At 61.3% G+C, this 25,400-nt stretch carries 21 protein-coding genes, 1 tRNA gene and 1 pseudogene; 13 read left to right on the top strand and 10 right to left on the bottom strand.

All coding sequences use genetic code 11. From position 1 onward, the window contains the following. Nucleotides 1-90: 90 nt before the first annotated feature. Both FNZ07_RS13755 and FNZ07_RS13750 read left to right on the top strand, forming a co-directional pair. The gene (locus FNZ07_RS13755) at nt 91-2,157 is read left to right on the top strand and encodes a heavy metal translocating P-type ATPase (protein WP_245811732.1); all 2,067 of its coding nucleotides are present in this window, start codon (nt 91-93) and stop codon (nt 2,155-2,157) included. A gap of 61 nt (nt 2,158-2,218) precedes the next feature. Beyond that, nucleotides 2,219-2,527: a zinc ribbon domain-containing protein gene (locus FNZ07_RS13750; protein ID WP_091019323.1), complete on the top strand. Its 309-nt coding sequence runs from the start codon at nt 2,219-2,221 to the stop codon at nt 2,525-2,527. 131 nt (nt 2,528-2,658) lie between these two features. Here the strand turns inward: FNZ07_RS13750 and FNZ07_RS13745 are convergent, their stop codons facing one another. Then, on the bottom strand, nt 2,659-3,744 hold the full coding sequence (locus FNZ07_RS13745) for a helix-turn-helix domain-containing protein (RefSeq protein ID WP_091019321.1): 1,086 nt from the start codon (nt 3,742-3,744) through the stop codon (nt 2,659-2,661). A gap of 365 nt (nt 3,745-4,109) precedes the next feature. Here FNZ07_RS13745 and adh point away from each other — a divergent pair, with 365 nt between their 5' ends. Beyond that, nucleotides 4,110-5,630 carry an aldehyde dehydrogenase gene (adh, locus tag FNZ07_RS13740; protein WP_091019319.1) on the top strand — a complete coding sequence of 507 codons (1,521 nt, stop codon included), beginning with the start codon at nt 4,110-4,112 and terminating at the stop codon, nt 5,628-5,630. A 100-nt stretch (nt 5,631-5,730) separates the two neighbouring features. After that, a complete protein-coding gene (locus FNZ07_RS13735) occupies nt 5,731-6,120 on the top strand; it encodes a DUF779 domain-containing protein (protein WP_091019317.1) in 390 nt (129 codons plus the stop codon). A gap of 34 nt (nt 6,121-6,154) precedes the next feature. Here FNZ07_RS13735 and eutC read toward each other — a convergent pair whose 3' ends face one another. The 7 genes from eutC to rtcR all read right to left on the bottom strand — a co-directional run bounded on the left by eutC (nt 6,155) and on the right by rtcR (nt 15,347). Further along, nucleotides 6,155-6,952 carry an ethanolamine ammonia-lyase subunit EutC gene (eutC, locus tag FNZ07_RS13730; protein WP_245811731.1) on the bottom strand — a complete coding sequence of 266 codons (798 nt, stop codon included), beginning with the start codon at nt 6,950-6,952 and terminating at the stop codon, nt 6,155-6,157. Beyond that, a complete protein-coding gene (locus FNZ07_RS13725) occupies nt 6,949-8,346 on the bottom strand; it encodes an ethanolamine ammonia-lyase subunit EutB (RefSeq protein WP_091019315.1) in 1,398 nt (465 codons plus the stop codon). The genes eutC and FNZ07_RS13725 overlap by 4 nt, the downstream gene beginning before the upstream one ends. Nucleotides 8,347-8,370: 24 nt before the next feature. Continuing rightward, on the bottom strand, nt 8,371-9,774 hold the full coding sequence (gene eat / locus FNZ07_RS13720; RefSeq protein WP_091019313.1) for an ethanolamine permease: 1,404 nt from the start codon (nt 9,772-9,774) through the stop codon (nt 8,371-8,373). A 178-nt stretch (nt 9,775-9,952) separates the two neighbouring features. Then, on the bottom strand, nt 9,953-10,999 hold the full coding sequence (locus FNZ07_RS13715; RefSeq protein WP_091019311.1) for a glycosyltransferase family 9 protein: 1,047 nt from the start codon (nt 10,997-10,999) through the stop codon (nt 9,953-9,955). A 27-nt stretch (nt 11,000-11,026) separates the two neighbouring features. Continuing rightward, nucleotides 11,027-11,971 (bottom strand): hypothetical protein, encoded by a 945-nt coding sequence (locus tag FNZ07_RS13710; protein WP_211367950.1) that lies wholly within the window; start codon nt 11,969-11,971, stop codon nt 11,027-11,029. Beyond that, nucleotides 11,955-13,448, bottom strand: coding sequence for an Eco57I restriction-modification methylase domain-containing protein (locus FNZ07_RS13705; protein WP_091019308.1), 1,494 nt, complete (start codon nt 13,446-13,448; stop codon nt 11,955-11,957). Before FNZ07_RS13705 ends, FNZ07_RS13710 begins: the two co-directional genes overlap by 17 nt. A 288-nt stretch (nt 13,449-13,736) precedes the next feature. Then, the gene (gene rtcR, locus FNZ07_RS13700) at nt 13,737-15,347 is read right to left on the bottom strand and encodes an RNA repair transcriptional activator RtcR (RefSeq protein ID WP_091019306.1); all 1,611 of its coding nucleotides are present in this window, start codon (nt 15,345-15,347) and stop codon (nt 13,737-13,739) included. A gap of 334 nt (nt 15,348-15,681) precedes the next feature. On the opposite strand from rtcR, the gene FNZ07_RS13695 reads away from it, so the two are divergent. The 5 genes from FNZ07_RS13695 (at nt 15,682) to FNZ07_RS13675 (ending at nt 19,868) form a co-directional block, all read left to right on the top strand. Then, nucleotides 15,682-15,753: transfer RNA gene (locus FNZ07_RS13695), tRNA-OTHER, on the top strand. Between the two features lie 257 nt (nt 15,754-16,010). Further along, on the top strand, nt 16,011-17,150 hold the full coding sequence (locus tag FNZ07_RS13690; RefSeq protein ID WP_091019304.1) for a slipin family protein: 1,140 nt from the start codon (nt 16,011-16,013) through the stop codon (nt 17,148-17,150). Between the two features lie 84 nt (nt 17,151-17,234). Further along, the gene (locus FNZ07_RS13685) at nt 17,235-18,458 is read left to right on the top strand and encodes an RtcB family protein (RefSeq protein WP_177228338.1); all 1,224 of its coding nucleotides are present in this window, start codon (nt 17,235-17,237) and stop codon (nt 18,456-18,458) included. Between the two features lie 115 nt (nt 18,459-18,573). Continuing rightward, nucleotides 18,574-19,437: an alpha/beta hydrolase family protein gene (locus FNZ07_RS13680; protein ID WP_091019302.1), complete on the top strand. Its 864-nt coding sequence runs from the start codon at nt 18,574-18,576 to the stop codon at nt 19,435-19,437. Nucleotides 19,438-19,442: 5 nt separating this feature from the next. After that, nucleotides 19,443-19,868: a MarR family winged helix-turn-helix transcriptional regulator gene (locus FNZ07_RS13675; protein ID WP_091019300.1), complete on the top strand. Its 426-nt coding sequence runs from the start codon at nt 19,443-19,445 to the stop codon at nt 19,866-19,868. Here FNZ07_RS13675 and FNZ07_RS13670 read toward each other — a convergent pair. After that, the gene (locus FNZ07_RS13670) at nt 19,861-20,400 is read right to left on the bottom strand and encodes a PadR family transcriptional regulator (RefSeq protein WP_091019546.1); all 540 of its coding nucleotides are present in this window, start codon (nt 20,398-20,400) and stop codon (nt 19,861-19,863) included. The genes FNZ07_RS13675 and FNZ07_RS13670 overlap by 8 nt on opposite strands. A gap of 154 nt (nt 20,401-20,554) precedes the next feature. Here FNZ07_RS13670 and FNZ07_RS13665 point away from each other — a divergent pair, with 154 nt between their 5' ends. Beyond that, a complete protein-coding gene (locus tag FNZ07_RS13665; RefSeq protein ID WP_091019298.1) occupies nt 20,555-22,576 on the top strand; it encodes an oxidoreductase in 2,022 nt (673 codons plus the stop codon). Between the two features lie 63 nt (nt 22,577-22,639). Beyond that, complete coding sequence (locus tag FNZ07_RS13660) at nt 22,640-23,101, top strand: nuclear transport factor 2 family protein (RefSeq protein WP_091019296.1); 462 nt, start codon at nt 22,640-22,642, stop codon at nt 23,099-23,101. Between the two features lie 187 nt (nt 23,102-23,288). On the opposite strand, the pseudogene FNZ07_RS34385 reads toward FNZ07_RS13660, so the two are convergent. Next, nucleotides 23,289-23,426, bottom strand: a pseudogene (locus tag FNZ07_RS34385) (helix-turn-helix transcriptional regulator); the annotation flags it as partial. Between the two features lie 289 nt (nt 23,427-23,715). On the opposite strand from FNZ07_RS34385, the gene dnaN reads away from it, so the two are divergent. Both dnaN and FNZ07_RS13645 read left to right on the top strand, forming a co-directional pair. Continuing rightward, on the top strand, nt 23,716-24,768 hold the full coding sequence (gene dnaN, locus FNZ07_RS13650; RefSeq protein ID WP_322789498.1) for a DNA polymerase III subunit beta: 1,053 nt from the start codon (nt 23,716-23,718) through the stop codon (nt 24,766-24,768). A 62-nt stretch (nt 24,769-24,830) separates the two neighbouring features. Continuing rightward, complete coding sequence (locus FNZ07_RS13645; protein ID WP_091019290.1) at nt 24,831-25,373, top strand: Lcl C-terminal domain-containing protein; 543 nt, start codon at nt 24,831-24,833, stop codon at nt 25,371-25,373. Nucleotides 25,374-25,400: the final 27 nt, after the last annotated feature.

Raw genomic sequence — 25,400 nt, 5'->3', positions numbered from 1 at the left:
TGCTGCACACCCGCACCCGCCATTACCGCGCCGCTCGCGCGCCCCGAAAAAATCGGCGACCGCGTACGCACACCGATCCGCATCCTGCAGATGGACTGCCCGACCGAAGAAGCGCTGATCCGCAAACGCCTCGGCGGCATGCCGTCGGTGTATGGCATGGACTTCAACCTGATGCAACGCACGCTGACCGTCGAGCACGCCGCCGATGCGCTGGGCCCGATCGTCGCCGCATTGCGCTCGCTCGATTTCTCGCCGGAACTGCCCGATGCGAACGGCGCGCCGGCCGCTCCAGTGCCGGAGCAGCACAAGCCGTGGTGGCCGCTCGCACTGGCTGGCGCGGCAGCGATCGGCTCGGAAGCGGCCAGCTGGCTCGGCGCACCGTCGTGGCTCGCCGCGGCACTTGCTATCGCGGCGGTGGTCGGTTGCGGGCTCGGCACCTACAAGAAAGGCTGGCTCGCGATCCGCCACGGCAATCTGAACATCAACGCGCTAATGAGCATCGCCGTAACCGGCGCGCTGATCCTCGGTCAGTGGCCCGAAGCGGCGATGGTCATGGTGCTGTTCACGATCGCCGAGCTGATCGAAGCGAAGTCGCTCGACCGCGCGCGCAATGCGATCAAGGGCTTGATGCAGCTCACGCCCGAGCAGGCCACCGTGCAGCAGAACGACGGCAGCTGGCTCGCGGTGCCGGTCGCCGGCGTGACGCCGGACAGCGTGGTGCGCGTGAAGCCGGGCGAGCGGATCGCGCTCGACGGAACGATCGTCGCCGGACGCTCCAGCGTGAATCAGGCGCCGATCACCGGCGAAAGCCTGCCCGTCGATAAAGCCGAAGGCGACCCTGTGTTCGCAGGCACCGTCAACGAATCGGGTTCATTCGACTATCGCGTGACGGCCGCAGCGAACAACACGACGCTCGCACGCATCATCCACGCAGTCGAAGAAGCGCAAGGCGCGAGGGCGCCCACGCAGCGCTTCGTCGACCAGTTCGCACGCGTCTACACGCCGATCGTCTTCGCGATTGCGGTTGCAGTCGCAGTGATTCCGCCGCTGCTGTTCGGCGGTGTGTGGCACGACTGGGTCTACAAGGCACTCGTCATGCTGGTGATTGCGTGCCCGTGCGCGCTGGTGATCTCGACACCGGTGACGATCGTCAGCGGTCTCGCAGCGGCGGCGCGGCGCGGCATCCTGATCAAGGGCGGTGCGTATCTCGAACTCGGCCGCAAGCTGAGCTGGCTCGCGCTCGACAAGACCGGCACGATCACGCACGGCAAGCCGGTGCAGACCGACTTCGAATCGTTTGCCGATGTGGACGCCGCGTATTGCCGCCGTCTTGCCGCGAGCCTTGCCGGGCGCTCGGATCATCCAGTGTCGCTGGCGGTTGCCGCCGCAGCGAACACGGACGGCCTCGCGCATCTGAGCGTCGACGGCTTCACGGCACTGCCGGGGCGCGGCGTGCGCGGCACGATCGATGGGGTCGTGTATTCGCTCGGCAATCACCGGCTGGTCGAAGAACTCGAACGCTGCTCGCCGGCCCTCGAAGCGCGGCTCGATGCGCTCGAGCGACAAGGCAAGACCGTCGTGATGCTGATCGACGAAGCACGCGTACTCGGACTCTTCGCCGTCGCCGATACCGTGAAGGACAGCAGCCGCGCGGCAATCATGGGGCTGCACGAACTCGGCGTGCAGACCGCGATGCTGACCGGCGACAACCCGCACACCGCCGAAGCAATCGCCCAGCAGGTCGGTATCGACGAAGCGCACGGCAACCAGTTGCCGCAAGACAAGCTCGATGCGATCGGCAGGCTTGCGGCGAACGGTTCGGTGGTCGGGATGGTCGGCGACGGCATCAACGATGCGCCCGCACTGGCGCGTGCGGACATCGGCTTCGCGATGGGTGCGATGGGCACCGGCACCGCAATCGAAACCGCGGATGTCGCGCTGATGGACGACGACCTGCGCAAGATTCCGCTGTTTATCCGGTTATCGAAGGCAACGCATTCGGTGCTCGTGCAGAACATCGCGCTCGCACTCGGTGTGAAGGCCGTGTTTCTTGCGCTGACCGTGATGGGGCTCGGCACGATGTGGATGGCCGTCTTCGCCGATGCAGGTGCGAGCCTGCTGGTCGTCGCGAACGGTTTGAGGCTGCTGCGCAAATAACGCTGGCGATCCAGCCGCCCGGGCGACGGCGTACTCGCCCACGCAACTGAGGAGCAACGAAATGGGAATCTGGGAAAGAATGCTCGGTGGACATCACGGCGGTCGAGGCGGCAGCCACGGACGCAGCCACGACGGCTGGGGCAGCCGCAACCATCACGATTCACGCGACGATGGCAGCCGTTATCGCAATCCGCCGGCCGCACCAGCCGCGAGCATTGCCTGCGCGGCATGCGGCACGCTCGGCGCACCTGGGGCGCGCTTCTGCCAGCAATGCGGCGGCGCGCTGACGCCCGCTGCATGCGACGGCTGCGGAACGGCGCGGCCAATTGGTGCGAAGTTCTGTGCGCAGTGTGGGAAAGCAGCTGCGTGAAACGGAAGGAGCTTGATCGGTACCAGCCCGCGTAAGCGGGGAGCTTGCTCAGTAGCGACGCGCGTAAGCGAAGGCGGCTTGCTTGCTACCGGCGCGCGTAAGCGAAGGAGCTTTCCCAGTACCAGTTCGCATCAATGCGCAATAGCGTGTTCGTCGTAGCTACTGAGCGCAGCCCTTAGCGTCTCCGACGGACGAATACCGAAGAGCTTCCGGTAATCGGTAGCGAACTGGCTCAGATGCCAGAAGCCCCACGCGGCCGCAACGTCCTGCACCGAACACCGGTTGCGGCCCGCTTCGCCGAGCTCGCGCCGTGCACCGTTCAGACGAATCGCGCGCAGATAGGCCGCCGGCGCCATGCCGAGCACATCCTGAAAGCAGTATTGCAGCGTGCGCCGGCTCACATGCAGACGCTCGCACAGCTCCGGCACATTGACCGGGCGCTCGCGGTTGGCGAGCACGTAGTCGCGTGCTTCGGCGACGATCCATTGCCGGCGCGGCCGGGACGGCATCGCCGCCGGCTCGGCGGGCCACGGGCCCACATCGAATAGCGACGCCAGCACCGACGCCTGCAGGTTGTTGCGTGCGAATGCAGACAACGGCGCGCGAGCGGGTGTCGTGCCATCGGCAGCGCTACCGTCGGTGCCGTGCGTACCGTCATCGAGAATCCGCCGCAGCGACGCACAGAGTCGAGCCTTGCGCATGCTGTCGATCGGCACGACCTCCGTGCGCGGCACATGATCGGCGAGACCGATCTGTTCGACATCCGCTGCGTAACGGCGCAGCACCGCACCCTTCACGACGATGCCGAGAATCTCGTAGCCGGCGGGCGTCAACAGTTCGAATTCCACGCCGCCTGGACGAAACGCCAGTGCGTCGCCGAAGATCGGCTGGGCATCGATCCGGCCCGTGCCGTCAGCCCTTACTGGAATGCCGAACCAGTACGCGTCCGCCTGCACTTCGCAGGTTTGACGCAGAGAATGACTCGTGGTCTCGCAGAAGACCTGCATGTGATCGAGCCGAAGTTCAGTCAACGTGCCGACGAAACGGCCCGCCGTGAGTTGATCGTAGGTCTGGCGCCAGCCGTGCAGGTTGCGCGCCTGCTCGTCGGCATCGTGCGCGACGCAGGTTTGCACGCTGAAACCGCGCGGCTCGCCCAGCGTCGCAGTATGCGCGACGCGCTCTGAAGGCGCCGCCATGCGGGAGGAATTGCTCGTCATACGGGATCGGCCAGAAAACGGTGAGTCCGGTGGAGCACGTCGCGCGCGCTGGAACAAAACATCGAAAAGACGCAAACCCGACGCAAGTCCCATGCCGAACGAATCGACGCATGGCAAACCCGCATGGCGCCAACCCGCCCTGTTCAAATCCTGAACAGCTTCTCACGCACTGCGCAGAAACGGCACGCTCGCGCTGAACAATATTGAACACATCCGCAAACGATGCCTCACCGCTGTGCCCCTTGCACCGTAGCGTGTCATCCGTGCCGCGTATTGGCACGCTTCTGGCGTATGCACCAGACGGCCTGCGAGACGTCAGCATCGCGCCGACAACAGATCATTCGACACATGTGAGGAGCACACAGATGAATCATGCGGAGATGCAATTCCTGACCACTGAATTCCCGTACAAAAAGCAGTATGCGAATTTCATCGGCGGCGAATGGGTCAAGCCGGTGGGCGGCGAGTATTTCGACAACGTATCGCCGATTACCGGCGAGCCGTTCACGTCGATTCCGCGCTCGCGTGAAGCCGACATCGAACTGGCGCTCGACGCCGCGCATCGTGCAAAAACAGCATGGGGCAAGACTGCGGCTGCCGAACGCGCGAATATCCTGAACCGCATCGCCGACCGGATGGAAGCGAACCTGCAGCGTCTCGCAGTCGCCGAAACCATCGACAACGGCAAGCCGTTGCGCGAAACGATGGCCGCCGACATCCCGCTCGCCATCGATCACTTCCGCTATTTCGCCGGATGCATCCGCGCCCAGGAAGGCTCGATCTCCGAGATCGACGACGACACGGTTGCATATCACTTTCACGAGCCGCTCGGTGTGGTGGGCCAGATCATTCCGTGGAATTTCCCGATCCTGATGGCGACGTGGAAGCTCGCGCCGGCGCTCGCGGCAGGCAACTGCGTCGTGCTGAAACCGGCCGAGCAGACGCCCGCGTCGATCCTCGTGCTGCTCGAACTGATTCACGATCTGCTGCCTGCGGGCGTAGTGAACGTCGTGAACGGCTTCGGCCTTGAAGCCGGCAAGCCGCTCGCCTCGAACAAGCGCATTGCGAAGATCGCGTTCACCGGCGAAACGACAACCGGTCGCCTGATCATGCAGTACGCGAGCCAGAACATCATCCCCGTCACGCTCGAACTGGGCGGCAAGAGCCCGAACATCTTCTTTGCCGACGTGATGGATGCCGACGACAGCTACTTCGACAAGGCGCTCGAAGGCTTCGCGATGTTCGCGCTGAATCAGGGCGAAGTGTGCACGTGCCCGTCGCGCGTGCTGATCGACGAGAAGATCTACGACCGCTTCATCGAACGCGCGATCAAGCGCGTCGGCGCGATCAAACAGGGACATCCGCTCGACACGTCGACGATGATCGGCGCACAGGCATCGCAGGAACAGCTCGAAAAGATTCTCTCGTATGTGGATCTCGGTAAGCAGGAAGGCGCGCAATGCCTGATCGGCGGCGAACGCAACACGCTAGCCGGCGAGTTGAGCAAAGGCTATTACGTGAAGCCGACCGTGTTCCGCGGACACAACAAGATGCGCATCTTCCAGGAAGAGATCTTCGGGCCGGTCGTATCGGTGACGACGTTCAAGAACGAAGACGAGGCGCTGGAGATCGCCAACGACACGCTGTATGGTCTCGGCGCCGGCGTCTGGACACGCGACGGCACGCGTGCCTATCGCTTCGGCCGGCAGATTCAGGCGGGCCGCGTGTGGACCAACTGCTATCACGCGTACCCGGCGCATGCGGCGTTCGGCGGCTACAAGCAATCGGGGATCGGCCGTGAGAATCACAAGATGATGCTCGATCACTATCAGCAGACGAAGAACCTGCTCGTCAGCTATGGGCAGAAACCGCTGGGCTTCTTCTGAGCCTGAGGTTTTTGCCGGCCGTGTTCCAGCTGTTCCAGTTGTTCCTGCCGGGCGGGTCGCAGTACGCGGCTCGTCCGCTTTTTCAGCGAGGCATGCTCATATGACAGAACCCGATGTAGCGCGCGTTATCGCGACGCCTGCGGCAGTGGCGTTGATCCAGCAGCTCGCGGCACAACACGGGCCGATGATCTTTCATCAATCGGGGGGATGCTGCGACGGCAGTGCGCCGATGTGTTTTCCGGCCGGCGAATTCATGGTGGGCGGCTCGGACGTGCGGCTCGGCACGATCGCGGAGGTGCCGTTCTATATGAGCGAATCGCAGTTCGAATACTGGCAGCACACGCAGCTCATCATCGATGCCGTGCCGGGAAACGGCGGCATGTTTTCGCTCGAGCGGCCGACGGGGTTGCGTTTCTTGACTCGGTCACGGCTCTTCGAGGATGCCGAGAATGTTTGGCTGGATGCGCATCCGGTGGAGCGAGCGGAATGAGGCTGCGCGTTTTTCGTACCGCGCCCACCGCTCGCTATTCCACCGCTAGCAGCACACTAGCGACAGGTGCCTCAAGTAATGCGTCGCTGTCATCCTTAAGGCCCACTCCAGTGAGCCCCAACCTTCGCGCATGCGTCAGCAGATAGTGCAGCTTGTGCGCGGCCGCCTCGTAGCCGAGCCCTTCCGGCCGCACATTCGAAATGCAGTTGCGCTGCGCGTCGCTACATCCGAGCTTCGGCGCATACGTCAGATAAACGCCGAGGCTATCCGGTGAACTGAGCCCCGGACGCTCGCCGATCAGCATCACGACGAGCTTCGTTCCGAGCAACTCGCCGATCTCGTCGCCGAGCGCGACACGTGCCTGTCGCGCCACGACCACCGGCCCGATCTGCCAGGCCGCCAGCCGCGGGCACACCGCCTGCAGCAAAGGCACGGCCTGCTTCGATGCGGCAAAAGCCGACAGGCCGTCGCCGATCACGAATACGACGTCGGGCGGTTCGATATCGACGCGCGCAAGCACGTCGCGACTATCGTCCGACAGCCGCCGCCCGAGGTCCGGTCGCCGCAGATAGTGCTCCCGATCCGGTGCTGCGCTATGCACATCGAGCGTCGTGTAGCCGTTTGCGTACAACTGCGCATGCAGCGCATCGGTATCGAGCGGCTGGTGCACGGCGTCGCGTGCCTGCGCGTGCGACAGGTTGAACGCGAGCAACGGTGCCGTCGGCAGGCTGTTGCCGGCGCGGCCAAGCGCGATCCGCGCGTCGGTGAACTGCCGCAGCGTGTGCCACGGGTTCTTCTCGATCGAATCGTTCTTCGTGTTCATGGCGCTCATGGGATACCCATCCATTCTCGTGCTCCTTCGAGCAACGGTTGCCGCGCCACCGATGCGCTAAGCAGCACACCGCGCGCGTCGGCGATCTGCATCGACTCCAGCCACTCTTCGAATTCCGGCGCACGCCGCAGGCCAAGCACGTCGCGCACATAGAGCGCGTCATGAAACGACGTGCTCTGGTAGTTCAGCATTACGTCGTCGGCACCGGGAACGCCCATGATGAAGTTGATCCCCGCGACACCGAGCAGCGTCAGCAGATTGTCCATGTCGTCCTGATCGGCTTCCGCATGATTCGTGTAGCAGATATCGCAGCCCATCGGCACACCGAGCAGCTTGCCGCAGAAGTGATCTTCGAGTCCCGCACGGGTGATCTGCTTGCCGTCGTACAGATACTCCGGGCCGATGAAGCCGACCACCGTATTCACGAGAAACGGATCGAAGCGACGTGCGACGGCATATGCGCGCACCTCGCAGGTCTGCTGGTCGACGCCGTGATGCGCGTTCGCGGATAGTGCGCTGCCCTGCCCGGTTTCGAAATACATCACGTTGTTGCCCACGGTGCCGCGCTTGAGCGACAACGCGGCCTCGTGTGCTTCCTGCAGCAGCGCGAGCGAGATGCCGAAGCCTGCGTTCGCCTGCTCCGTGCCGGCGATCGACTGGAACACGAGATCGACGGGGGCGCCTTTCTCGATCGCGGCGATCGTGTTCGTGACGTGTGTCAGAACACACGACTGCGTCGGCACCTGGTAGCGCTCGCGGAAGTCGTCGATCATCCGCAGCAGCAATGTGATGGCAGCGAGACTGTCGGTGGCCGGGTTGATGCCGATCATCGCGTCGCCACAGCCGTACATCAGACCGTCGAGCATCGATGCGGCGATGCCTTTGACGTCATCGGTGGGATGGTTCGGTTGCAGTCGCACCGACATGTGGCCCGGCAACCCGACCGTGTTGCGAAAACGCGTGACCACCGGACGCTTGCGTGCGACCGCGATCAGATCCTGATTGCGCATCAGCTTCGATACGGCCGCGACCATCTCCGGCGTCAGACCTGCGGCAATGCGCGTGAGCACAGTCGCATCGGTCGAACTGGCCAGCAGCCAGTTGCGAAAATCGCCCACCGTCAGATGCGCAATCTCCGCAAACGCTTCCGGCGAATGACCGTCGACGATCAGGCGCGTGACTTCGTCGCTTTCATAGGGAATCAACGCATCATTGAGAAACGCGCGCAGCGGTACCTGCGCGAGCGCCATTTTCGCGGCGACGCGCTCTTCCTCGCTCGCCGCGGCGACACCTGCAAGCTGATCGCCCGATCGCAGCGGGCTGGCTTTCGCCAGCAACGTCTTGAGGTCGACGAAGCGGTAGACGCGGTTGCCGATGGTTTCCGAGTAGCTCATGAGCGTGTTCTCGCTACTGTCGCGTCACTCTTCGAGCAACGCATCGGCAGGCGCGATCTCGCGCTGATGACGCGTCAACAGAAAGTAGACGTAACCGAGCGCAACGAAGATCGCGAACACGACTGCGACCAGGAAATTGAAGTAGACCATCGTCGCAAGCGAGATCACCGCGGCCACCAGTGCGAATGCTGGAAAGTACGGGAACAGCGGTGCGCGGAACGGTCGCTCCATCTGCGGCTCCGAGCGGCGCAGCTTGAACAGCGCCAGCATGCTGATGATGTACATCACGATCGCGCCGAATACCGACATCGTGACGATGTTCGCGGTCAGCGTCTGACCGCCGAACTGGATCAGCTCGTCGCTGTAGATCGCCGCGATGCCGATCACGCCGCCCGCGAGAATCGCGCGATGCGGCGTCTTGAAGCGCGGATGAACCTTGGCGAGCCATTCGGGCAGATAACCGGCGCGCGCCAGCGCGAAGATCTGCCGCGAATAGCCGAGGATGATGCCGTGAAACGATGCGACGAGACCGAACAGCCCGAGCCACACTAGCATGTGCATCCAGCCGCTGTTCTCGCCGACGATGTACTTCATCGCCTGCGGTAACGGATCGTTGATGTTGGCCAGCTTGGTCCAGTCGCCGGCGCCGCCCGCGAACACCATCACACCGACCGCGAGCGCGACCAGCGTCAGGATGCCGGTCACGTAGGCGATCGGAATCGAGCGTTTGGGGTTCTTGGCTTCTTCGGCGGCCATCGCAACGCCTTCGATCGCGAGGAAGAACCAGATCGCGAACGGAATCGCTGCGAACATGCCGTGGAACGAGCCGAAGCTGAAATGATCCGAACCGGACCAGCCGCCCTTCGTGAAGTGCGCCCACTCGAACCCCGGCGACACGACGCCCATGAACACCAGCAACTCGAAGATTGCCAGTACCGTCACGCAAAGCTCGAAGGTCGCCGCGACCTGCACACCGACGATGTTCAGCGCCATGAACACGAGATACGCGCCCATCGCCGCGTGTTTGGGCTCGAGGCCGGGAAACTGCACATGCAGATACGCGCCGATGGCGAGTGCGATGGCGGGCGGTGCGAACACGAACTCGACGAGCGTCGCCGCGCCGGCGATGAAGCCACCGGTCGGACCGAATGCGCGCCGCGCATAGGCGAACGGGCCGCCGGCCTGCGGGATCGAGGTCGTGAGTTCGGTGAAACTGAAAATGAACGTCGTGTACATCGCCGCGATGAAGATCGCGGTCGCGACGAAGCCGAGCGTGCCGGCGGTGGCCCAGCCGTAGCTCCAGCCGAAATACTCGCCGGAAATGACGAGACCTACCGCGATGCCCCATAACTGCCAGGTGCCGAGCGTCTGCTGCAACTCGTGGTGCGTCACCTTGCCGACATGCTGACCTTTCGACTCTGATTTCACCGGACTCTCCTGAGGTAGGCAGCGCATCGCGACCGCACGGCGGCGGCCAGCAGACAGGCTTTTACCGATGGTAGAGAGCCATAAATCGAGGTGTTATCGAAAATCGGCAATGTTTGTGGTGGGCCTGGTCGATCGCGACGGGTTATTTATCCCGCATGCCCTTGCTGGATGTGCGGTGCTAACCGATGAGCATCCGCTCGGCCCAGTTTGTCGCCTTCAATCCGGCATAGGCTCGATCGACGGTCTCCAGGTCGTGCGCGCGGCCGCTCGCGTGCATGCCTTGAAGCTCGGGGACATCGAGATCGAGGAACGTGCAGTGTCGATAGTCGCGAACGCGCATGTCCCCGGGGATCGTTGTGAAGAAAGCCGCGGTGGGGACATCGAATCCGGCCGCGATGTGGACGGCCGCGGTGTCGGATGTCACGAGGAAACGCGCATTTTTCACCCAGGCCAGGAAATGCGTCGTGTCGGGCGATAGCGATGTGATGTCGGTGTAGTGGTCGTGCCCGATCGCGCCGAAGCCGAGCACTGGGAGATGGAATCTTTCCCACAGACGGTCTACCACTTCGGAGCGGAACGAATCGGGAATGCTGCGTACCGGCGTGCTTGCCGTCGCGCATAACAGTACGTACTCTTGCGGCGCCCATGTGCTTTTTAGTGCGGGCACGGCGACCTGCTTGAGCCAGTCATTCGATTTGTCTTGTGCCTTGATATCGCCGGGCTCGATGCCGAGTGCCCACAAGAAGAAATCGATCATCGGCATCGACGCGAAATTCGTCCAGAACAGATGGTTGCCGATGTCGAGTTGTAGTTCGTCGTTGGGTAGCGATGCAAGAGGGACCGGAAGATCGACTACCGAACCGATGACTGGCGCTGCGAGTTCATATAGCTGCTTCACGTACGTCGGCGCCTGGTTGGGGCGATAGATCGTGAAGGACAGCGCGGGATGCTGCTTCTTGATGGCCGCGAGCGCGGTGAGCCCCATGATCGAATCGCCTAACGTGACACCCATCCCGTTGATGACGTGCACGTGCGTCACGTCCGAATAGTCGATGTTGAAGGGCGCGATGTTGGCGTTTCTGATTGCCGCGACGCTCGACAATGCGCGGTAGGTGTCTACGGGCGCGTCGGTGACTTCGAGATCGTAGGAGGCGACGATCTGGTTGTCGTGCGATAGCAGTGAGCCGGGGTTGGATAGTGCGGAGACGGGGTCCAGGAAGGGCATGGGGGGATCTGTCGGTTCTACAAAGCTCTACGCCGGCTGGGCAATTCGCGGTTCATAGTCCAGCTCAGGGTAGGTGTCGTGATCTATCTGCGTCCGGTCAAAAACAGGTGAGTCCGGCGCCCACTCCAGCCGACGGGTCACAGACTTTAGATCGGGGGCTCCGAATAAGTACCGTTCCTCATATCGCAGGTATAGCGCCTGGAAAAACTGCTCCAACCGCAGTGGACTATCGTGAGGCGGAAAATCGCGCAATACATTGCCGACATCGTTGCCGGATACTTCCACCATCGCTAGCGTCACCGCTTCGTATCGGCTGACGTCATCGCGAATTCCTCTGCGTCCAGTCAACTCTCGCAGCGCGGAATGAAAACGAAAAATAGACTCAACCGGTGCCCCTCCTTCTTGAACCGCTATGTCATTGGCCGCGAGTTGCCTTGCTGGTGTCGCTTCATCTGACGCCATACCCTCGGCCAGCGATACCGTCGCGCGGTTCGCGCGGATGACGAACATGTAACCGAACACCATCGCGGGATAAGTGATGTGCAGATTCGTGCACTCGCCGATCGTTTCTTCCATGCGGTTAGTCAGGTTCCGAAATGCTCCCGTCATCCCCTTGCACGAAACGGCCATCACGGGCCCGATACCATCCTTTGTCACTACAACGTCAACGTTTTTCGTCTTAAGCCCGCCAAGCACGGTCCGTTCTCCACCTGTTGCAGATCCCGGATCGAAATGCAAAAACGATCTTGAGCCACGAGTCACAACGGTGAATGGCGGGCGCGGCATGATGTCGTCAGGATGAAACCCTCCCTCGAGCACCAATCGACAGGCGACGTACCAGTGCAGTGGCTTAATGTGTTGCTGGCTTTGAGTGGCTCCCGCGTACGTCGCAAAGTGGTGTAACGCTTCTTCCTGGTTGATCCACTGGCACACGCGTGAATCACCGTCGACAGCATTATTTCGCAACGGCATAGTGCCTCCACTCACGCAGCGTAGTGAGGGCCTCTTCGATCACCGGGTTGCTTATGCCTTGAAGGACCGACTCGGCGGGAAGAACCACTTGAGTCGCTTCGCGCGGCTCAAGCTTCAGCATGCCGCCTCCCAGTGGATGCCCTTCCAACTCCGTGCTCAGTCTTACGAACGGCGACTCCCACTGGTCCAACAGGCCTCCGGCATCGACTCCCTCCCGCAGCCTGACGCTGTGGACGGAATTGGTGCAGGTGCAGCCAGCATCGTTGCGCACCAGGTTCGCTTCGAGACCGGACATGTACGACAAAAAGAAATCCGGAATCTGCACATCGGGAACGGAGTACCAGGGATCTCGAACCCGGCACTTGTACGCCTGGCGAGCGATGAAGCCGGCCTCCGAGTCAAGGTAACGCGAAACGGCGGCAGGAACGCGACCCGATTTCGGCATACGCAGCAGTAAAACCTGCTCGTCGTCTTGATGCCACTTGCCAACCGTTGAAGTCGTCAATCGTCGCTTCGGCAACGCACGTCCATTGCGCACCGTTGGATGCAGCAGTTGCTTCGGGATGCTGAGCCGGTTCGCGTCGGACGGACGCAGGTGGAAGAAATCGTTGGCTCCGCTCACGTAACCGATGCCGATATTGGCGAGTTGACCGAAGCGACGCGTATCCTTGTCCGCAATCACACCCCTATACAGACTTCTGGCTGCAAGGGGCATCAAAAACGGCCGTAGACGCCGTCCCCACTCCCGCCAATCCACCATCGAGACGCGGGTAAAACTTTTGGGCGGTGCGGACATCTTCCGGAAGGTATTCATCGCCGAAAAGCGGATTTCTTCCGTGTGTTTTCCGAAACCGTCTGCGTAAAGCAACCAGCAGTCTTCGGATAGATCGGGAAATAGCTTGTCGCGTACAGCGACGATGTGTACGACGGCGAAATGCGCGGACAGATATTCGATTAACGGTGCGGAATAGGGTGCGTGTCCAATCTCCGCCGGAACGACAAACGCGAGACGGCCGCCAGGCTGGAGCAGGCTGGCCGTGGCTACGAGAAACGGTGCCCACGAGGAACTGAGTCCGCTGAATTTTGCCCCGACGCGACTGCACAGGCTCATCGCGCGATCTCTTACTTCCCCTTTGAATGTCTGATAGCGGATGAAGGGCGGGTTGCCTGCTGCACACTCGAAACGCTCTGGCGTGTTGCTGGCCCATGCGAAGAAATCACCTTCATGGACGAGTGCCCACGGCGCCCGCGTCATTGCGAGCTCACTCGCCGCCAGGTCCTGTTCGATACCGACACTGTTACGATGGCCGGCGATGAAGCGTCCGTCACCACAAGACGGGTCGAGCATACGATCGCTTTCGCTGCGTAGCGCCCAGCTCAACAGACTCTCTGTAACGGCGTCCGGGGTGTAGTAGGCCCCCGCTTCTTTCTGGGAAAGCGGTGGTCTGGTGACCTTCTGTTCTCGTGCTACTGCCATTAATCTGCAACGCTCCTTTCAGCGGTATGCCGGGCGACTGCGCAACCGGGACTCTTTATCGTTAGCGATCTCTGTAAGGCCCCTGGGGCGGTATATCTCGGCCCCATTTCCTCGCTGATCAAGCTATAGCCCGATGCCCGTGAATCCGATACGGCACTTTACATTAACTAGGAGGAAGGGGCGCACGACCGGCCGAAAGGACTATCGCACGCTACCCGCAATCGATGCTGACCACGAGTACCGATAAAACACACTGACGAGCCGACCGTTCTGAACACGGAGAAACAGTCACTCCAGCAGTCCATTGCCGGTGCCCCGAATCTGCTCCCAATCCAGCCCAAACCGCGCCAGATACTTACGCAACCGATCCGCATCGTTGGGCTGCTTCTTCCCCTGCCTCGACACAGCAAACAGCGTACGCCCCGCATCCGACAAACTCGCGGATTCGCGACACACCTCAACCACTCGCTCGAGCTGCACCCGATCAAACAAATCAAGCCCGCTTACACGATCGCCAAGCAACACATCGAGGTAGTCGAAATCGCCATCATCCGGCGACCACGTACCACGCAAGCGCGTGACTTCCTGCTCGACGATCGCCTCGGTGATTCGCCCCGAGTCAGCCAGCGTAGCCATTCGCGTAATCGACGCCGACAGCTCGCGAAAATTACCGGCCCACGCAGCCTGCGCGGATGTCGCAAACGCGAGGTATCGACGCTTCGCCTCGACATTGAATCGCACCTGTTCGCCTTGCTCTTCGCCGAACCGCTCGAGCTCGAAGTCGAGGTTCGGCTCGATATCCTCGGATCGTTCGGCGAGACCCGGCAACGCGTAAGTCCAGAGGTTGATCCGGGCATACAGATCCTCGCGAAAGTCCCCCGCGGCCACCATCCGGCGCAGATCGCGATGTGTACCGGCGATCAGCTGGAAATCGCTCGTAGCCTCCACATCCGCGCCCACCGGCAGGAAACGTTTCTCTTCGACCGCCTTGAGCAACATCGCCTGCTCGTCGAGACCCAGCTCGCCGATTTCATCGAGGAACAACAAACCGCCGTCCGCCGAGCGCAACAACCCGGCACGCGCCTGCTGCGCGCCGGTGAAAGCTCCCTTCACGTGACCAAAAAGTGTGGACATCGCCGCATCGCCACGCAGCGTTGCGCAGTTGATTTCAATGAATGGCCCCGCCAGACGGTGGCGGCTGCGCTTCAGTTCATAGATGCGCTTCGCGAGAAACGACTTGCCTGCGCCCGTCGGTCCGAACAGCAGCATCGGCGCGCGCGAACGGACCGCCACGCGCTCGATCTGTTCGATCAGCGTGTTGAAACGATGATTGCGCGTAGCGATGCCCGACTTCAGAAACGACACGGTCTCATCACGTTCGCGGGTGAAGCGTTGGGCGATCAGGTTGTAGCGCGACAGATCGAGATCGATCACCGATGCCGTGCCGGCGCCGCTTGGCCCCTCGTCGGTCGGCCGCGGCGGTGCGGTCTGGACCAGCTTCGCCGGCAGATAGCGCGCTTCGGCGAGCAAAAACCAGCAGATCTGTGCGACGTGTGTGCCGGTCGTGATGTGAATCAGGTAGTCCTCGCGATCGAGGTCGAACGGATAGGCACGCGCGTAGTCGTGCAGCTTCGCATAGACCTCCTCGAAGTCCCACGGGTCGCGGATCGACAGCTCTGAAAGACGGACTTCCGTGTGCGGCGACAGGCGCGCGAGATCGTCCTTGACGCGCTCGGCCAGCCGCTCGAAGTTTACTGGATGCAGCAGCTCGAGCCGGTCGATCGGCAACTGCCGCTGCAGACAAAGGCTGACGGTAGGACGCCATTTTTGCAAACGGCGTGCCCTGCTACCCTGGTCGAGTACGGTGCCCAGAAACCCTATTGCGACGGTTTTACGCATCTTATATAGCGTTATAAATGTTTATCTGATGGTATCAAATATACGCTATCCGATGTGACGTCGAAATCGATAGACGATCCGTCCTCAACAAAAAATTCCCTTTCCGGTCAATAAGTTACGAACACCGCGATAAGCCGCCCGGAAACTGGCACGGTCCTCGCGTATATCTCTGCGCCGGATGTCCCGCTGGCCCGCGAGTCAAGGTTCGCAAAGCCTTGCTGGTGCGCTGCCGCCGAACCCTGTTCGTCGCGGTTGCGTATGTCGCTATGGACGTGTGAAGGCGATAAAGATGCACGGGTGTTTCGCCCGGGTTCGATTCCCGGGGCATCTGTTTTGTTCGGTAGCTCATCAGGAAGAGCAGTCGGCGTCAGCTGACCTGTGGCGGGTTCGAATCCCGTCCGAACACTGTCCGAAAGACAGTCTCGTAACAAACGCAGTACCCGCCGGCGCGGGCCGCAAGGTCCGCCGCGCGTCGGGCCGGTCCTGGTTCCGCGTGAACGACCGGGTAGTCGGATCTGACTTGCACGATGGCGTATCGCGGCACACGGCAGTACCTGTCGCGATGCCCACCACGTGCAGTCTTCCAGCGAACCCGCTCATTTGCGTCGCGCCGCGATTCGCTCGACGCGTGCTGCCGGTGGTCAATCAACAAGGAAGAAGAAAATGTGGAAGCGTTATGTAGTGAAGAAAAACGAACTCGCGCTGTTGATGAGCGAAGGTGATTTCGTCAAGGTGCTGGAGCCGGGCGTGTTCAAGGCGCTCGATCCGTTTAACCGTCTGTCGATGCAACCCGTACGTCTCGACGCGCCGCTTGCCGATGCCGCGTTGGCTGACTACCTGCGCGTTCAGGCGCCGGACATCGTCTCGCGCTACTTCGTGGCAATGGATCTCGGCGACGACGAGGCGGGTTTGCGCTACGAAGACGGGTTGCTGGTCGAGCTGTTGCCGCCGGGCACGCGTCGTTTGTACTGGCGCGGCCTGTTCGAGCATCGTCTCGAGCGCGTGAATCTCGCGGCAGGTAGCGAATTGCCGAAGGAACTCGCGATGCGGCTCGTGCAACCGACGTTGCGTGCGCGCGGCGTTGCGGGTCTGGTCGGTGTGCTGCTCGCTGCGGTGCCGGCGTACAACGTCGGCGTGTTGAAGATCGACGGTAAGGTCGAGCGGCTGCTCGAGCCAGGGCTGTCGGCTTTCTGGCGCTATAGCCGCGACGTGTCGGTGGAGCTGGTCGATCAGCGATTGCAGGCGCTCGAGGTAGGCGGCCAGGAAATCCTGACGCGCGACAAGGTCGCACTGCGTTTGAATCTTTCGGCGACCTGGTGCTACGCGGATGTGCTTCGCGCATTCGCGCAGTTGCAAAAGCCGGTCGATCATCTGTACCGCGAGCTGCAATTCGCACTGCGCGCAGCTGTCGGCACGCGAACACTCGATGAGCTGCTTGAAGACAAGCAGATGATCGACGAGGTCGTGACCGCTCAGGTACGTGCGCGGCTTGCGGACACAGGCGTCGATATCCGCGGCGTAGGTGTGAAGGACATCGTACTGCCGGGCGATATGAAGACGATTCTCACGCAGGTTGTCGAGGCGGAGAAATCCGCTCAGGCAAACGTGATCCGGCGTCGCGAGGAAACCGCAGCGACTCGATCACTGCTGAACACGGCCAAGGTGATGGAGGACAATCCGGTCGCACTGCGGCTCAAGGAACTGGAGACGCTCGAACGGATTGCGGAGCGTATCGACCGGATCTCGGTGTTCGGCGGGCTTGACCAGGTGTTGAACGGTCTCGTGAGCATCAAGTCGGCATAGTGAACATCAATGAGCATTAGTGATGCATGAAAGCGCTGGGGCGGTAAGCCGCCTCAGCGCCATTAAACGAAGCAGGGTAAAACCATGAACGAACAGGAATATCAAGTGATGGAACTGGCGCACGGCAAGCCAGTGAAAATGTGGACCAACGGTGTCGCCGTCGAGGACGAAGCGCGCGAACAGCTGCGCCGCACCGCGAGCATGCCGTTCATCTTCAAACACGTCGCGGTGATGCCGGATGTGCACCTCGGCAAGGGTTCGACTATCGGCAGCGTGATTCCGACGCAAGGTGCGATCATTCCCGCGGCCGTCGGCGTCGACATCGGCTGCGGAATGATGGCGGCCCGCACGTCACTCAAGGCGTCGGACCTGCCAGATTCGCTCGTCGCACTGCGACACGCGATCGAACGTGCTGTGCCACATGGTCGCGCGCCGGGACGGCGCGATCCGGGAGCGTGGGGCGAGCAGGCCCCTCAGCATGTCGACGAAATGTGGAAGGCACTTGCTCCGGGATTCAAACGCATCGTCGACAAGTACCCGAAGCTCCACAAGACGAACAACTACACGCATCTGGGCACGCTCGGCACGGGAAATCACTTCATCGAGGTGTGTCTCGACGAGTCCGACAGCGTCTGGTTCATGCTGCACAGCGGCTCGCGCGGGGTCGGCAACGCGATCGGCAGCCTGTTCATCGAACTCGCGCAGGCTGACATGCGACAGCACATCGCGACCCTGCCGGACCGCAATCTCGCCTACCTCAAGGAAGGCGCCGAACATTTCGACGATTACGTCGAGGCCGTTGATTGGGCCCAGGATTACGCGAGTCGAAACCGGCAGGTGATGATGGCTGCTGTAATCGGCGCGGCCTACGACGTGATAGGCAAACCGTTCACCGTCGACGAGCACGCCGTGAATTGTCACCACAACTATGTGCAGAAGGAACGTCACTTCGGTGTCGATGTGTTCGTGACGCGCAAGGGCGCGGTGTCGGCACAGAAGGGGCAACTCGGCATCATCCCAGGATCGATGGGGGCGAAGAGTTTTATTGTGCGGGGGCTCGGTAATCCGGAGAGCTTCTGTTCATGCAGTCACGGTGCCGGACGCGCGATGAGCCGGACCGAGGCGAAGCGGCGCTTCACGGTTCAGGATCAGGTGGCGTCGACTGCACATGTGGAGTGTCGAAAGGATGCGGATGTGGTTGATGAAATTCCGCTGGCCTACAAGGACATCGATGCGGTGATGGCTGCGCAGCACAGTCTCGTCGAGGTTGTGCATACGTTGCGGCAGGTGGTGTGCGTGAAGGGCTGACCAAAGATGTGACCGCCCGCTCTATGCGGGCGGATTCGAAGAAATCCTCAATCGAGTGGGTTGCCTCGAAGTATTTCGCATGTTAATAAATGTATTTCGTGCACGAAATACATTTATGTCGACGACTTCTCATCTCGTTCGCTGCTCCGATGGCTTTTTGCTGGACGTGACGACGCATCAGTCCGAACGGACCGCGAAGGCGGTAGTGCAGATCAATCCCGCCACCGCCGTCACTGAGCGCATGTATTTTGCGTTCGCCGAGCATCTGGTCGCCAGTGGGTTCGACGTCGTCACGTACAACTATCGCGGGGTGGGCAAGAAAGGACCACATCCGAAGTCGCTTGAGGCGGGGTTTATGACGTGGGCCGACCAGGATGTCGACGCGGTGACCCAGTGGACCTCGGAGCGATATCGGCCCGTTCCGCATCTGGTGGTTGGTCATAGTTTCGGTGGGCATGCGATCGGCCTGAGCGTGAGTAGTCAATTGCTCTCGGGGGCCGTGATGATCTGCTCGCATGCGGGTTGCCTGCGCTTCATTCGTCCGTGGAGCGAGCGTCTGCGAGTCGCGTTACTTCTCAAGGTATTAGGTCCGCTTTGCGCACGAACGCTCGGCTTTGCTCCGGGCCGCAAGCTCGGCATTGGGGAAGACCTTCCTGGGCAGATCATGCTCGACTGGTCGCGCTGGACCAGCTTGCCAAGATACTTCTTCGACGATCCGGCAACACACGCACTCGAACGCTTTCGTCGGCCCAGCCTGCCTATACTGTCGCTGGGCATGAATGACGACCGTTGGGCGCCTGCCGAAGCAATCGATCTCATCGCAGGGCAACTATCGAACTGCCAGGTGGAGCGCCGGCAATTCGGCCCGTCCGACAGCCGCAATCAACCGATCGGACATCTCGGCTTCTTCAAACGACATCACGCCGATACGTTATGGCCGATCGTGACGCAATGGCTGGAACAGCACACATTCGAGTGAAATGAATGGCACTGGATCGTAGATATGTGTTCCTTCTGAACACGGCCCAAAGAGCGCTGCAGCGTTATCTGGACCGGCAAGCCGCCGAGCAGACGGGAATCAGCGTCACGCATGCTGGCGCGTTGTTTGTTCTCCAGCGCGAGGACGGCGCACTCAGTGGAGAAGTCGCGGCAGCACTGGATATTGCGCCATCCGCGATGACGGGACTCGCTGACCGGATGGTGAAAGCCGGGTTGATCGAGCGACGTATGGACGAGTTCGACGGGCGAAGCAGTCGGCTATGGCTCACAAAATCTGGCCGCGCCGCGGCGACACAGGCAAAGAAGCAACTGGGTCCGTTAAACGAAGCGCTGACTGAGGGCTTTGACGACCATGAACTGGATGTTGTCTGCCGGTGGCTCGCCGCCGTGCGTGAGCGTTTTCCTAGCTAGGCTTTGATTCGCCCAGTATGTCGATCGCTTCACGAGAAAAATCCACCCAGAACTGTTCCTGCGCAATACCGGCCTTCAGCACCAGATGCTGAAGGCGCGCCGATCGCGACGTAGGGTTCTCCGGGAAATCGCGTGCTTCGATTTCCCGATACACATCGAGTTTCTCCTGATGCAGTGCGAGACGCCGCTCGATCTCCGCTTCCAGCCCGACAGGCCCCACCACCGCTTCTGCGCGCAGCCGCACCATCAATTCGTCGCGAAGCGGCGTCGGGTCGTCGCTTTCAGCAATCCAGCGGCGCAGTTCCTTTTTACCGGCTGGCAGGATCCGGTAGGCACGCTTGCGACCACGCCCCGATTCGGCGGGCAACGACTCGATCCAACCCGCGTCCTCCAGCCGCCCCAACTCGCGATAGATCTGCTGATGGGTTGCCTGCCAGAAATAGCCGATCGAACGGTCAAAGCGGTCCGCGAGTTCCGAACCGGAACCGGAACGTTCAGCCAGCGAGGTGAGGAGTGCGTGAGGCAGGGACATGTCGGATCGGATCAGCAAGGGCCACGGGAATACGCGCATCTTGCCATATTGGGGACACAGGATCGTCTCCGGAAAATTTAATGCAACTAGTTGCATTAAAGCAGGCTGCCCGCTAGTATTCGTGCAACTGGTTGCATAGACGGAGACCCTTTCGATGAACCCCTATCCGCATCTGACGATGCCGCTTGAACTCGGCTTCACGAGCCTCAGAAACCGCGTGTTGATGGGCTCGATGCACGTTGGCCTGGAGGAAGCGCCGAACGGTTTCGAGCGCATGGCCGCGTTCTATGCGGAGCGGGCGCGCGGTGAAGTCGGCCTGATCGTCACGGGCGGCATCGCGCCGAACGAACGCGGCCGGCCCGCGCCCGGCGGCGCGATGCTGACGACGGAAGCGGAGGCGGAGCGCCACCGCGTCGTGACACGCGCGGTGCATGCCGAAGGCGGCAAGATCGCCATGCAGATACTGCATTTCGGCCGCTACGCGTATCACCCCACGCTCGTTGCGCCGAGTGCGCTCAAGGCACCGATCAATCCGTTCACGCCGCACGCGCTGGACGGCGATGAAGTCGAGCAGACCATCGCTGACTTCGTTCGCTGTGCCGCGCTCGCACAGCATGCGGGCTACGACGGCGTCGAGATCATGGGTTCGGAAGGCTACCTGATCAACGAATTCATCGCGGCACGTAGCAATCATCGCGAGGACGTGTGGGGCGGTGCTTACGAGAACCGCATCCGCTTTGCCGTCGAGATCGTGCGGCGGGTGCGCGAGCGGGTCGGCGCGAACTTCATCGTGATCTACCGGCTGTCGATGCTCGATCTTGTCGAAGGCGGCTCGACGCTCGACGAAGTCATCCAGCTCGCGCAGGCGATCGAGGCGGCCGGCGCAACGATTCTCAACACCGGCATCGGCTGGCACGAAGCGCGTATTCCGACCATCGCCACCAAAGTGCCGCGCGCCGCGTATGCGTGGGTCACGCAACGGCTGATGGGCAAGGTCGGTATTCCGCTCATTGCGACCAACCGGATCAACACGCCCGAAGTCGCCGAGCAGTTGCTGGCCGATGGCGTGTGCGACATGGTGTCAATGGCGCGACCGTTTCTGGCCGATGCCGCGTTTGTGCTCAAGGCACGGCAAGGGCGCGCCGATGAAATCAACACCTGCATCGGTTGCAATCAGGCGTGTCTCGACCATACGTTCGGCGGCAAGATTACCTCGTGCCTCGTCAATCCGCGCGCGTGCCACGAGACCGAACTCGTCATCGAGCCTGCCACGGCGCGCAAACGGATCGCAGTTGTGGGTGCCGGGCCGGCGGGCCTCAGCTTCTCGATTACGGCCGCTGAACGCGGGCACGACGTGACCCTGTTCGAGGCCGGCGCGGAGATTGGCGGGCAGTTCAACATCGCCAGGAAAATCCCTGGCAAGGAAGAGTTCAATGAGACGCTGCGCTATTTCCGGCGTCAGCTCGAATTGCGTCGGGTCGACGTGCGGCTTGGTACGCGCGTTGATGTAGCGCAGCTGATCGACGGGCATTTTGACGAGATCGTGCTGGCGACTGGTGTAACGCCTCGTGTGCCGCAAATCGACGGAGTAGAGGGCGCCAACGTGCTCAGCTATCTCGACGTACTGCGCGATGAAAAACCGGTTGGTGCGAATGTTGCCGTGATCGGGGCCGGTGGGATTGGCTTCGATGTTGCCGAATACCTCACGCACGAAGGTGCGAGCGCGAGCGTCGAGCCGGCGAAGTTTTATGCCGAGTGGGGTATCGATACTAGCTATTCAGTGCGCGGCGGCGTTCAGGCGCCCAGCGTCGAAGCCTCGGCGCGCCGTGTGCATCTGCTGCAACGCAAAGCCACCAAAGTCGGCGAGCAACTCGGCAAGACTACCGGCTGGATCCACCGCACATCGCTGAAGGCGCGCCGCGTGGCGATGTCGTCGAACGTCACGTACGAGCGCATCGACGATGCGGGGCTGCATGTGTCTATCGACGGCGAGCCGCAAACCGTCGCGGCCGACCATATCGTGATCTGCGCGGGGCAGGAGCCGCTGCGCGAACTGTACGACGGCTTGCGTGCAGCGGGCTGTGCGGTGCACCTGATCGGCGGGGCCGACGTCGCCGCGGAACTCGACGCGAAGCGGGCGATCCTGCAGGGCACGACGCTCGCAGCGACGCTCTGAAGACCGCGCAGTTTCGCCTTATCCATTTCCCAGGCTGTCGAATCGACATTCCATCAGGAGAACATGTTGACTACTACACAGAACCACTCGTCCGCGCCCGTCGGTTTGCATCCTGCCGTGCTGTCGTCGCTCGCAACGTGGCACGCGATGATCGAGCGTCGCGATCTCGGCGGCCTTGGCGCGATCACGCATCCGGACGTCGTGTTCCGTTCACCGATGGCGTTCTCGCCGTATCACTCGGCGGCTGCGCTGCAACTGGCTTTGACGACCGTCCTTCAGGTGTTCGAAGACTTCACGTACCACCGCCAGCTCGCCTCGGATGACGGCCTGAATGTCGTTCTCGAGTTCAGCGCGAGGGTGGGCGACAAGAACCTCAAGGGGATCGATTTCATCCGCTTCGACGAGGCGGGGAAGATTGTCGAATTCGAGGTGATGGTGCGGCCGCTAAGCGGCTTGCAGGCGCTCGGCGAGCAGATGGGCGCGCGAATCGGACGACCGCTGACCGCGTACAAAGGGCAGGCTTAGGCCGCGTGGCGGTCGATTCAAAATAGCGCCGATTGCGCTGCCGGTACCAGGGGAACCACGTTGAGCTCGTCGAGGCGCACCCGCGCTTTCGCCAGGTCATAGAGCACCTGGCGCTGAAGCCACGTCTCCGCCCCGCCCCGAATACCTTGTCCAGACGCAGCGCCATTTCCGGCGATATGGCCGCCTTGCCGCCGAGCAGGTTGGTCAGCGCCTGACGGCTGACGCCCAACGCCTGCGCGCCTTCCGTGACCGAGAGATTGAAGCGTTCGAGACAGAGCTGGCGGACAGTCACGCCGGGGTGGTCGAGTTCGTCTGCTTTTGGCATGGGCGAGAGATGTTTTCTAAAAACTTCGGCTAGTCAGCGGGGACCTGTACCGCCCCGCACTTGAATACGTGACGCAAGTCTAGCCGATTAGCGCGCCAACGACAAGTGATGCTTGTCAATTGACTATCACGTCGTTCACGTCTATTGTCCGACCAGTCGTGCAGTGATCATGCCGTTACTGGTGGTGCAATCGGTGGTGCAATCGCCGCCCCCTCCTTCGTGAAGGAACGCTCCCTTGACTACCCCTATATTCAAAGCCCAACGGGACGTACTCATTCGTCCGCTGCAGGTGATTTGCGGCATTGTGGAAAAGCGCAATACGCTGCCGGTGTTATCGAATGTACTGATTTCGGCAGGGAGCGACGAGGTTCGTTTCAGGAGCACGGATCTCGAGCTTGAACTCATGGCGAGCGAAGCGATTCAGACCGGACAAGGAGCCACTGAGTTGCTTGTGAACGCGCGCAAGCTGCTCGATGTTGTGCGTGCGATGCCGGATGCCGAACTGACGCTTTCGACTAACGAAAAACATCTGTTCGTTCGCGCGGAGGGAAGTCGCATACAGCTGCATCTGGCCAATCCCGGCGACTATCCGCTCGCGGCGCGCAACGCAGAGGACTCAGAGCCGGTTTCGGTGAAAGCCGGCAAGTTGCGACGTTTGCTCCACAGCATCCACTTCGCCATGGGCGACAACGATCTGCGCTACTTTCTGAATGGTGCTCTTCTCATTACCGGGCCACGTCTGACTGCCGTTGCCATCGACGGGCATCGTCTTGCCACTGCGAGCATTGCTCTCGTAGGCGACGCGAAACACAGCGAGATCATCGTGCCTCGGAAAGCCGTCCTCGAATTGATCAGGCTGTTGCCCGACGATGAATCGCCGGTATCCGTCGAGACGTCGACGCGGTATGCGAAATTCGAATTCGCGAATGTTTCTTTTGCCTGCAAGCTTATCGAAGGAAGATACCCTGATTACACGCGTGTCATTCCGACTAGCTTCGAAGCGGAATTCTCTGTGGACAGGCAGCAACTCCTGGCATGCCTGCAACGCGCGGTGATTCTGACCAACGAGCGATTTCGCAGTATTCGCTGCGTTGCAGGCAGCGGCAAGCTGACTGTGTTCGCCAGCAACGCCGACAACGAAGAGTCCGTCGAGGCGATTGAGATCGACTACCCTGGGACGAATGTGGAGCTAAGCTTCAACATTCGATATCTGCTCGATGTGGCGAGTACGTTGAAGACGAACCGGTTGAATTTTCAGTTGAGCCCGGCGAATCTTAGTGCGTTGATCTCCGCGCAAGATATGGGGGATTTCAAATACGTTGTCATGGCGCTGCGGAATTGACGTGGTCGTACATTGGAATCTTTAACCACTTCGTGAGACCACAAGTGACAAATCGACGAGTCGTGTGGCTTCTCCTGTTCCTGCTTGCAGGCATTTTGACGCCAACCTCCCGTAGCTTTGCAGAACCGGCGAACCAATTGATCGATGACCGTTATCTGATTCAGAGTGACGGCGCCACGGTCAAGGACACGCAAACGGGACTGACGTGGATGCGTTGTAGCGTCGGCCAGAAATGGGACGGTGTGGATTGTCAGGGTCGGCCGGAGCGACTCACGCTATCTGATGCAACGACGCGCGCGGCGGAATTCAATAGTGGCAATGGCTATGCTGGAGACACGAAATGGCGCGTGCCGACCAGCGATGAACTGGGAAAACTGCTCATCTGCTTCCATGACGCGGAGGCTGTGGTGCAGGCGAACTGTCCCACGCAGACTCCTGGTACGGGAGTGGCAGGCGTGGCGTTTCCGGGCATCCCGGATCGGGCCTACTGGACTGCGTCCCATGCGTCCGATGGTAGTCCGGTGAGCATTCTGTTCGACACAACGCCTATGTATGGCTTTTCGGACGCTAACGAAGGCCTGTATTTGAGGCTCGTCAGGCAATGATGGCGATAAAGGGAGCACCTGATGCAT

This window comes from Paraburkholderia megapolitana, from assembly GCF_007556815.1.
GTDB classification, from domain to species: domain Bacteria; phylum Pseudomonadota; class Gammaproteobacteria; order Burkholderiales; family Burkholderiaceae; genus Paraburkholderia; species Paraburkholderia megapolitana.
Note: the sequence above shows the minus strand (reverse complement) of the source record. Positions and strands in the feature narration are given on the sequence as shown.

What these genes read in the sequence shown, in the direction of transcription:
- FNZ07_RS13675 (WP_091019300.1), top strand. Translation starts at nt 19,443, where the DNA reads ATGGCACTGGATCGTAGATATGTGTTCCTTCTGAACACGGCCCAAAGA.
- rtcR (WP_091019306.1), bottom strand. Translation starts at nt 15,347, where the DNA reads ATGCGTAAAACCGTCGCAATAGGGTTTCTGGGCACCGTACTCGACCAG.
- FNZ07_RS13665 (WP_091019298.1), top strand. Translation starts at nt 20,555, where the DNA reads ATGAACCCCTATCCGCATCTGACGATGCCGCTTGAACTCGGCTTCACG.
- FNZ07_RS13660 (WP_091019296.1), top strand. Translation starts at nt 22,640, where the DNA reads ATGTTGACTACTACACAGAACCACTCGTCCGCGCCCGTCGGTTTGCAT.
- eutC (WP_245811731.1), bottom strand. Translation starts at nt 6,952, where the DNA reads ATGAGCGCCATGAACACGAAGAACGATTCGATCGAGAAGAACCCGTGG.
- FNZ07_RS13750 (WP_091019323.1), top strand. Translation starts at nt 2,219, where the DNA reads ATGGGAATCTGGGAAAGAATGCTCGGTGGACATCACGGCGGTCGAGGC.
- FNZ07_RS13670 (WP_091019546.1), bottom strand. Translation starts at nt 20,400, where the DNA reads ATGTCCCTGCCTCACGCACTCCTCACCTCGCTGGCTGAACGTTCCGGT.
- FNZ07_RS13755 (WP_245811732.1), top strand. Translation starts at nt 91, where the DNA reads ATGGACTGCCCGACCGAAGAAGCGCTGATCCGCAAACGCCTCGGCGGC.
- FNZ07_RS13715 (WP_091019311.1), bottom strand. Translation starts at nt 10,999, where the DNA reads ATGCCCTTCCTGGACCCCGTCTCCGCACTATCCAACCCCGGCTCACTG.
- FNZ07_RS13680 (WP_091019302.1), top strand. Translation starts at nt 18,574, where the DNA reads ATGTCGACGACTTCTCATCTCGTTCGCTGCTCCGATGGCTTTTTGCTG.
- FNZ07_RS13705 (WP_091019308.1), bottom strand. Translation starts at nt 13,448, where the DNA reads ATGGCAGTAGCACGAGAACAGAAGGTCACCAGACCACCGCTTTCCCAG.
- FNZ07_RS13710 (WP_211367950.1), bottom strand. Translation starts at nt 11,971, where the DNA reads ATGCCGTTGCGAAATAATGCTGTCGACGGTGATTCACGCGTGTGCCAG.
- FNZ07_RS13725 (WP_091019315.1), bottom strand. Translation starts at nt 8,346, where the DNA reads ATGAGCTACTCGGAAACCATCGGCAACCGCGTCTACCGCTTCGTCGAC.
- FNZ07_RS13735 (WP_091019317.1), top strand. Translation starts at nt 5,731, where the DNA reads ATGACAGAACCCGATGTAGCGCGCGTTATCGCGACGCCTGCGGCAGTG.
- FNZ07_RS13685 (WP_177228338.1), top strand. Translation starts at nt 17,235, where the DNA reads ATGAACGAACAGGAATATCAAGTGATGGAACTGGCGCACGGCAAGCCA.
- FNZ07_RS13690 (WP_091019304.1), top strand. Translation starts at nt 16,011, where the DNA reads ATGTGGAAGCGTTATGTAGTGAAGAAAAACGAACTCGCGCTGTTGATG.
- FNZ07_RS13745 (WP_091019321.1), bottom strand. Translation starts at nt 3,744, where the DNA reads ATGACGAGCAATTCCTCCCGCATGGCGGCGCCTTCAGAGCGCGTCGCG.
- adh (WP_091019319.1), top strand. Translation starts at nt 4,110, where the DNA reads ATGAATCATGCGGAGATGCAATTCCTGACCACTGAATTCCCGTACAAA.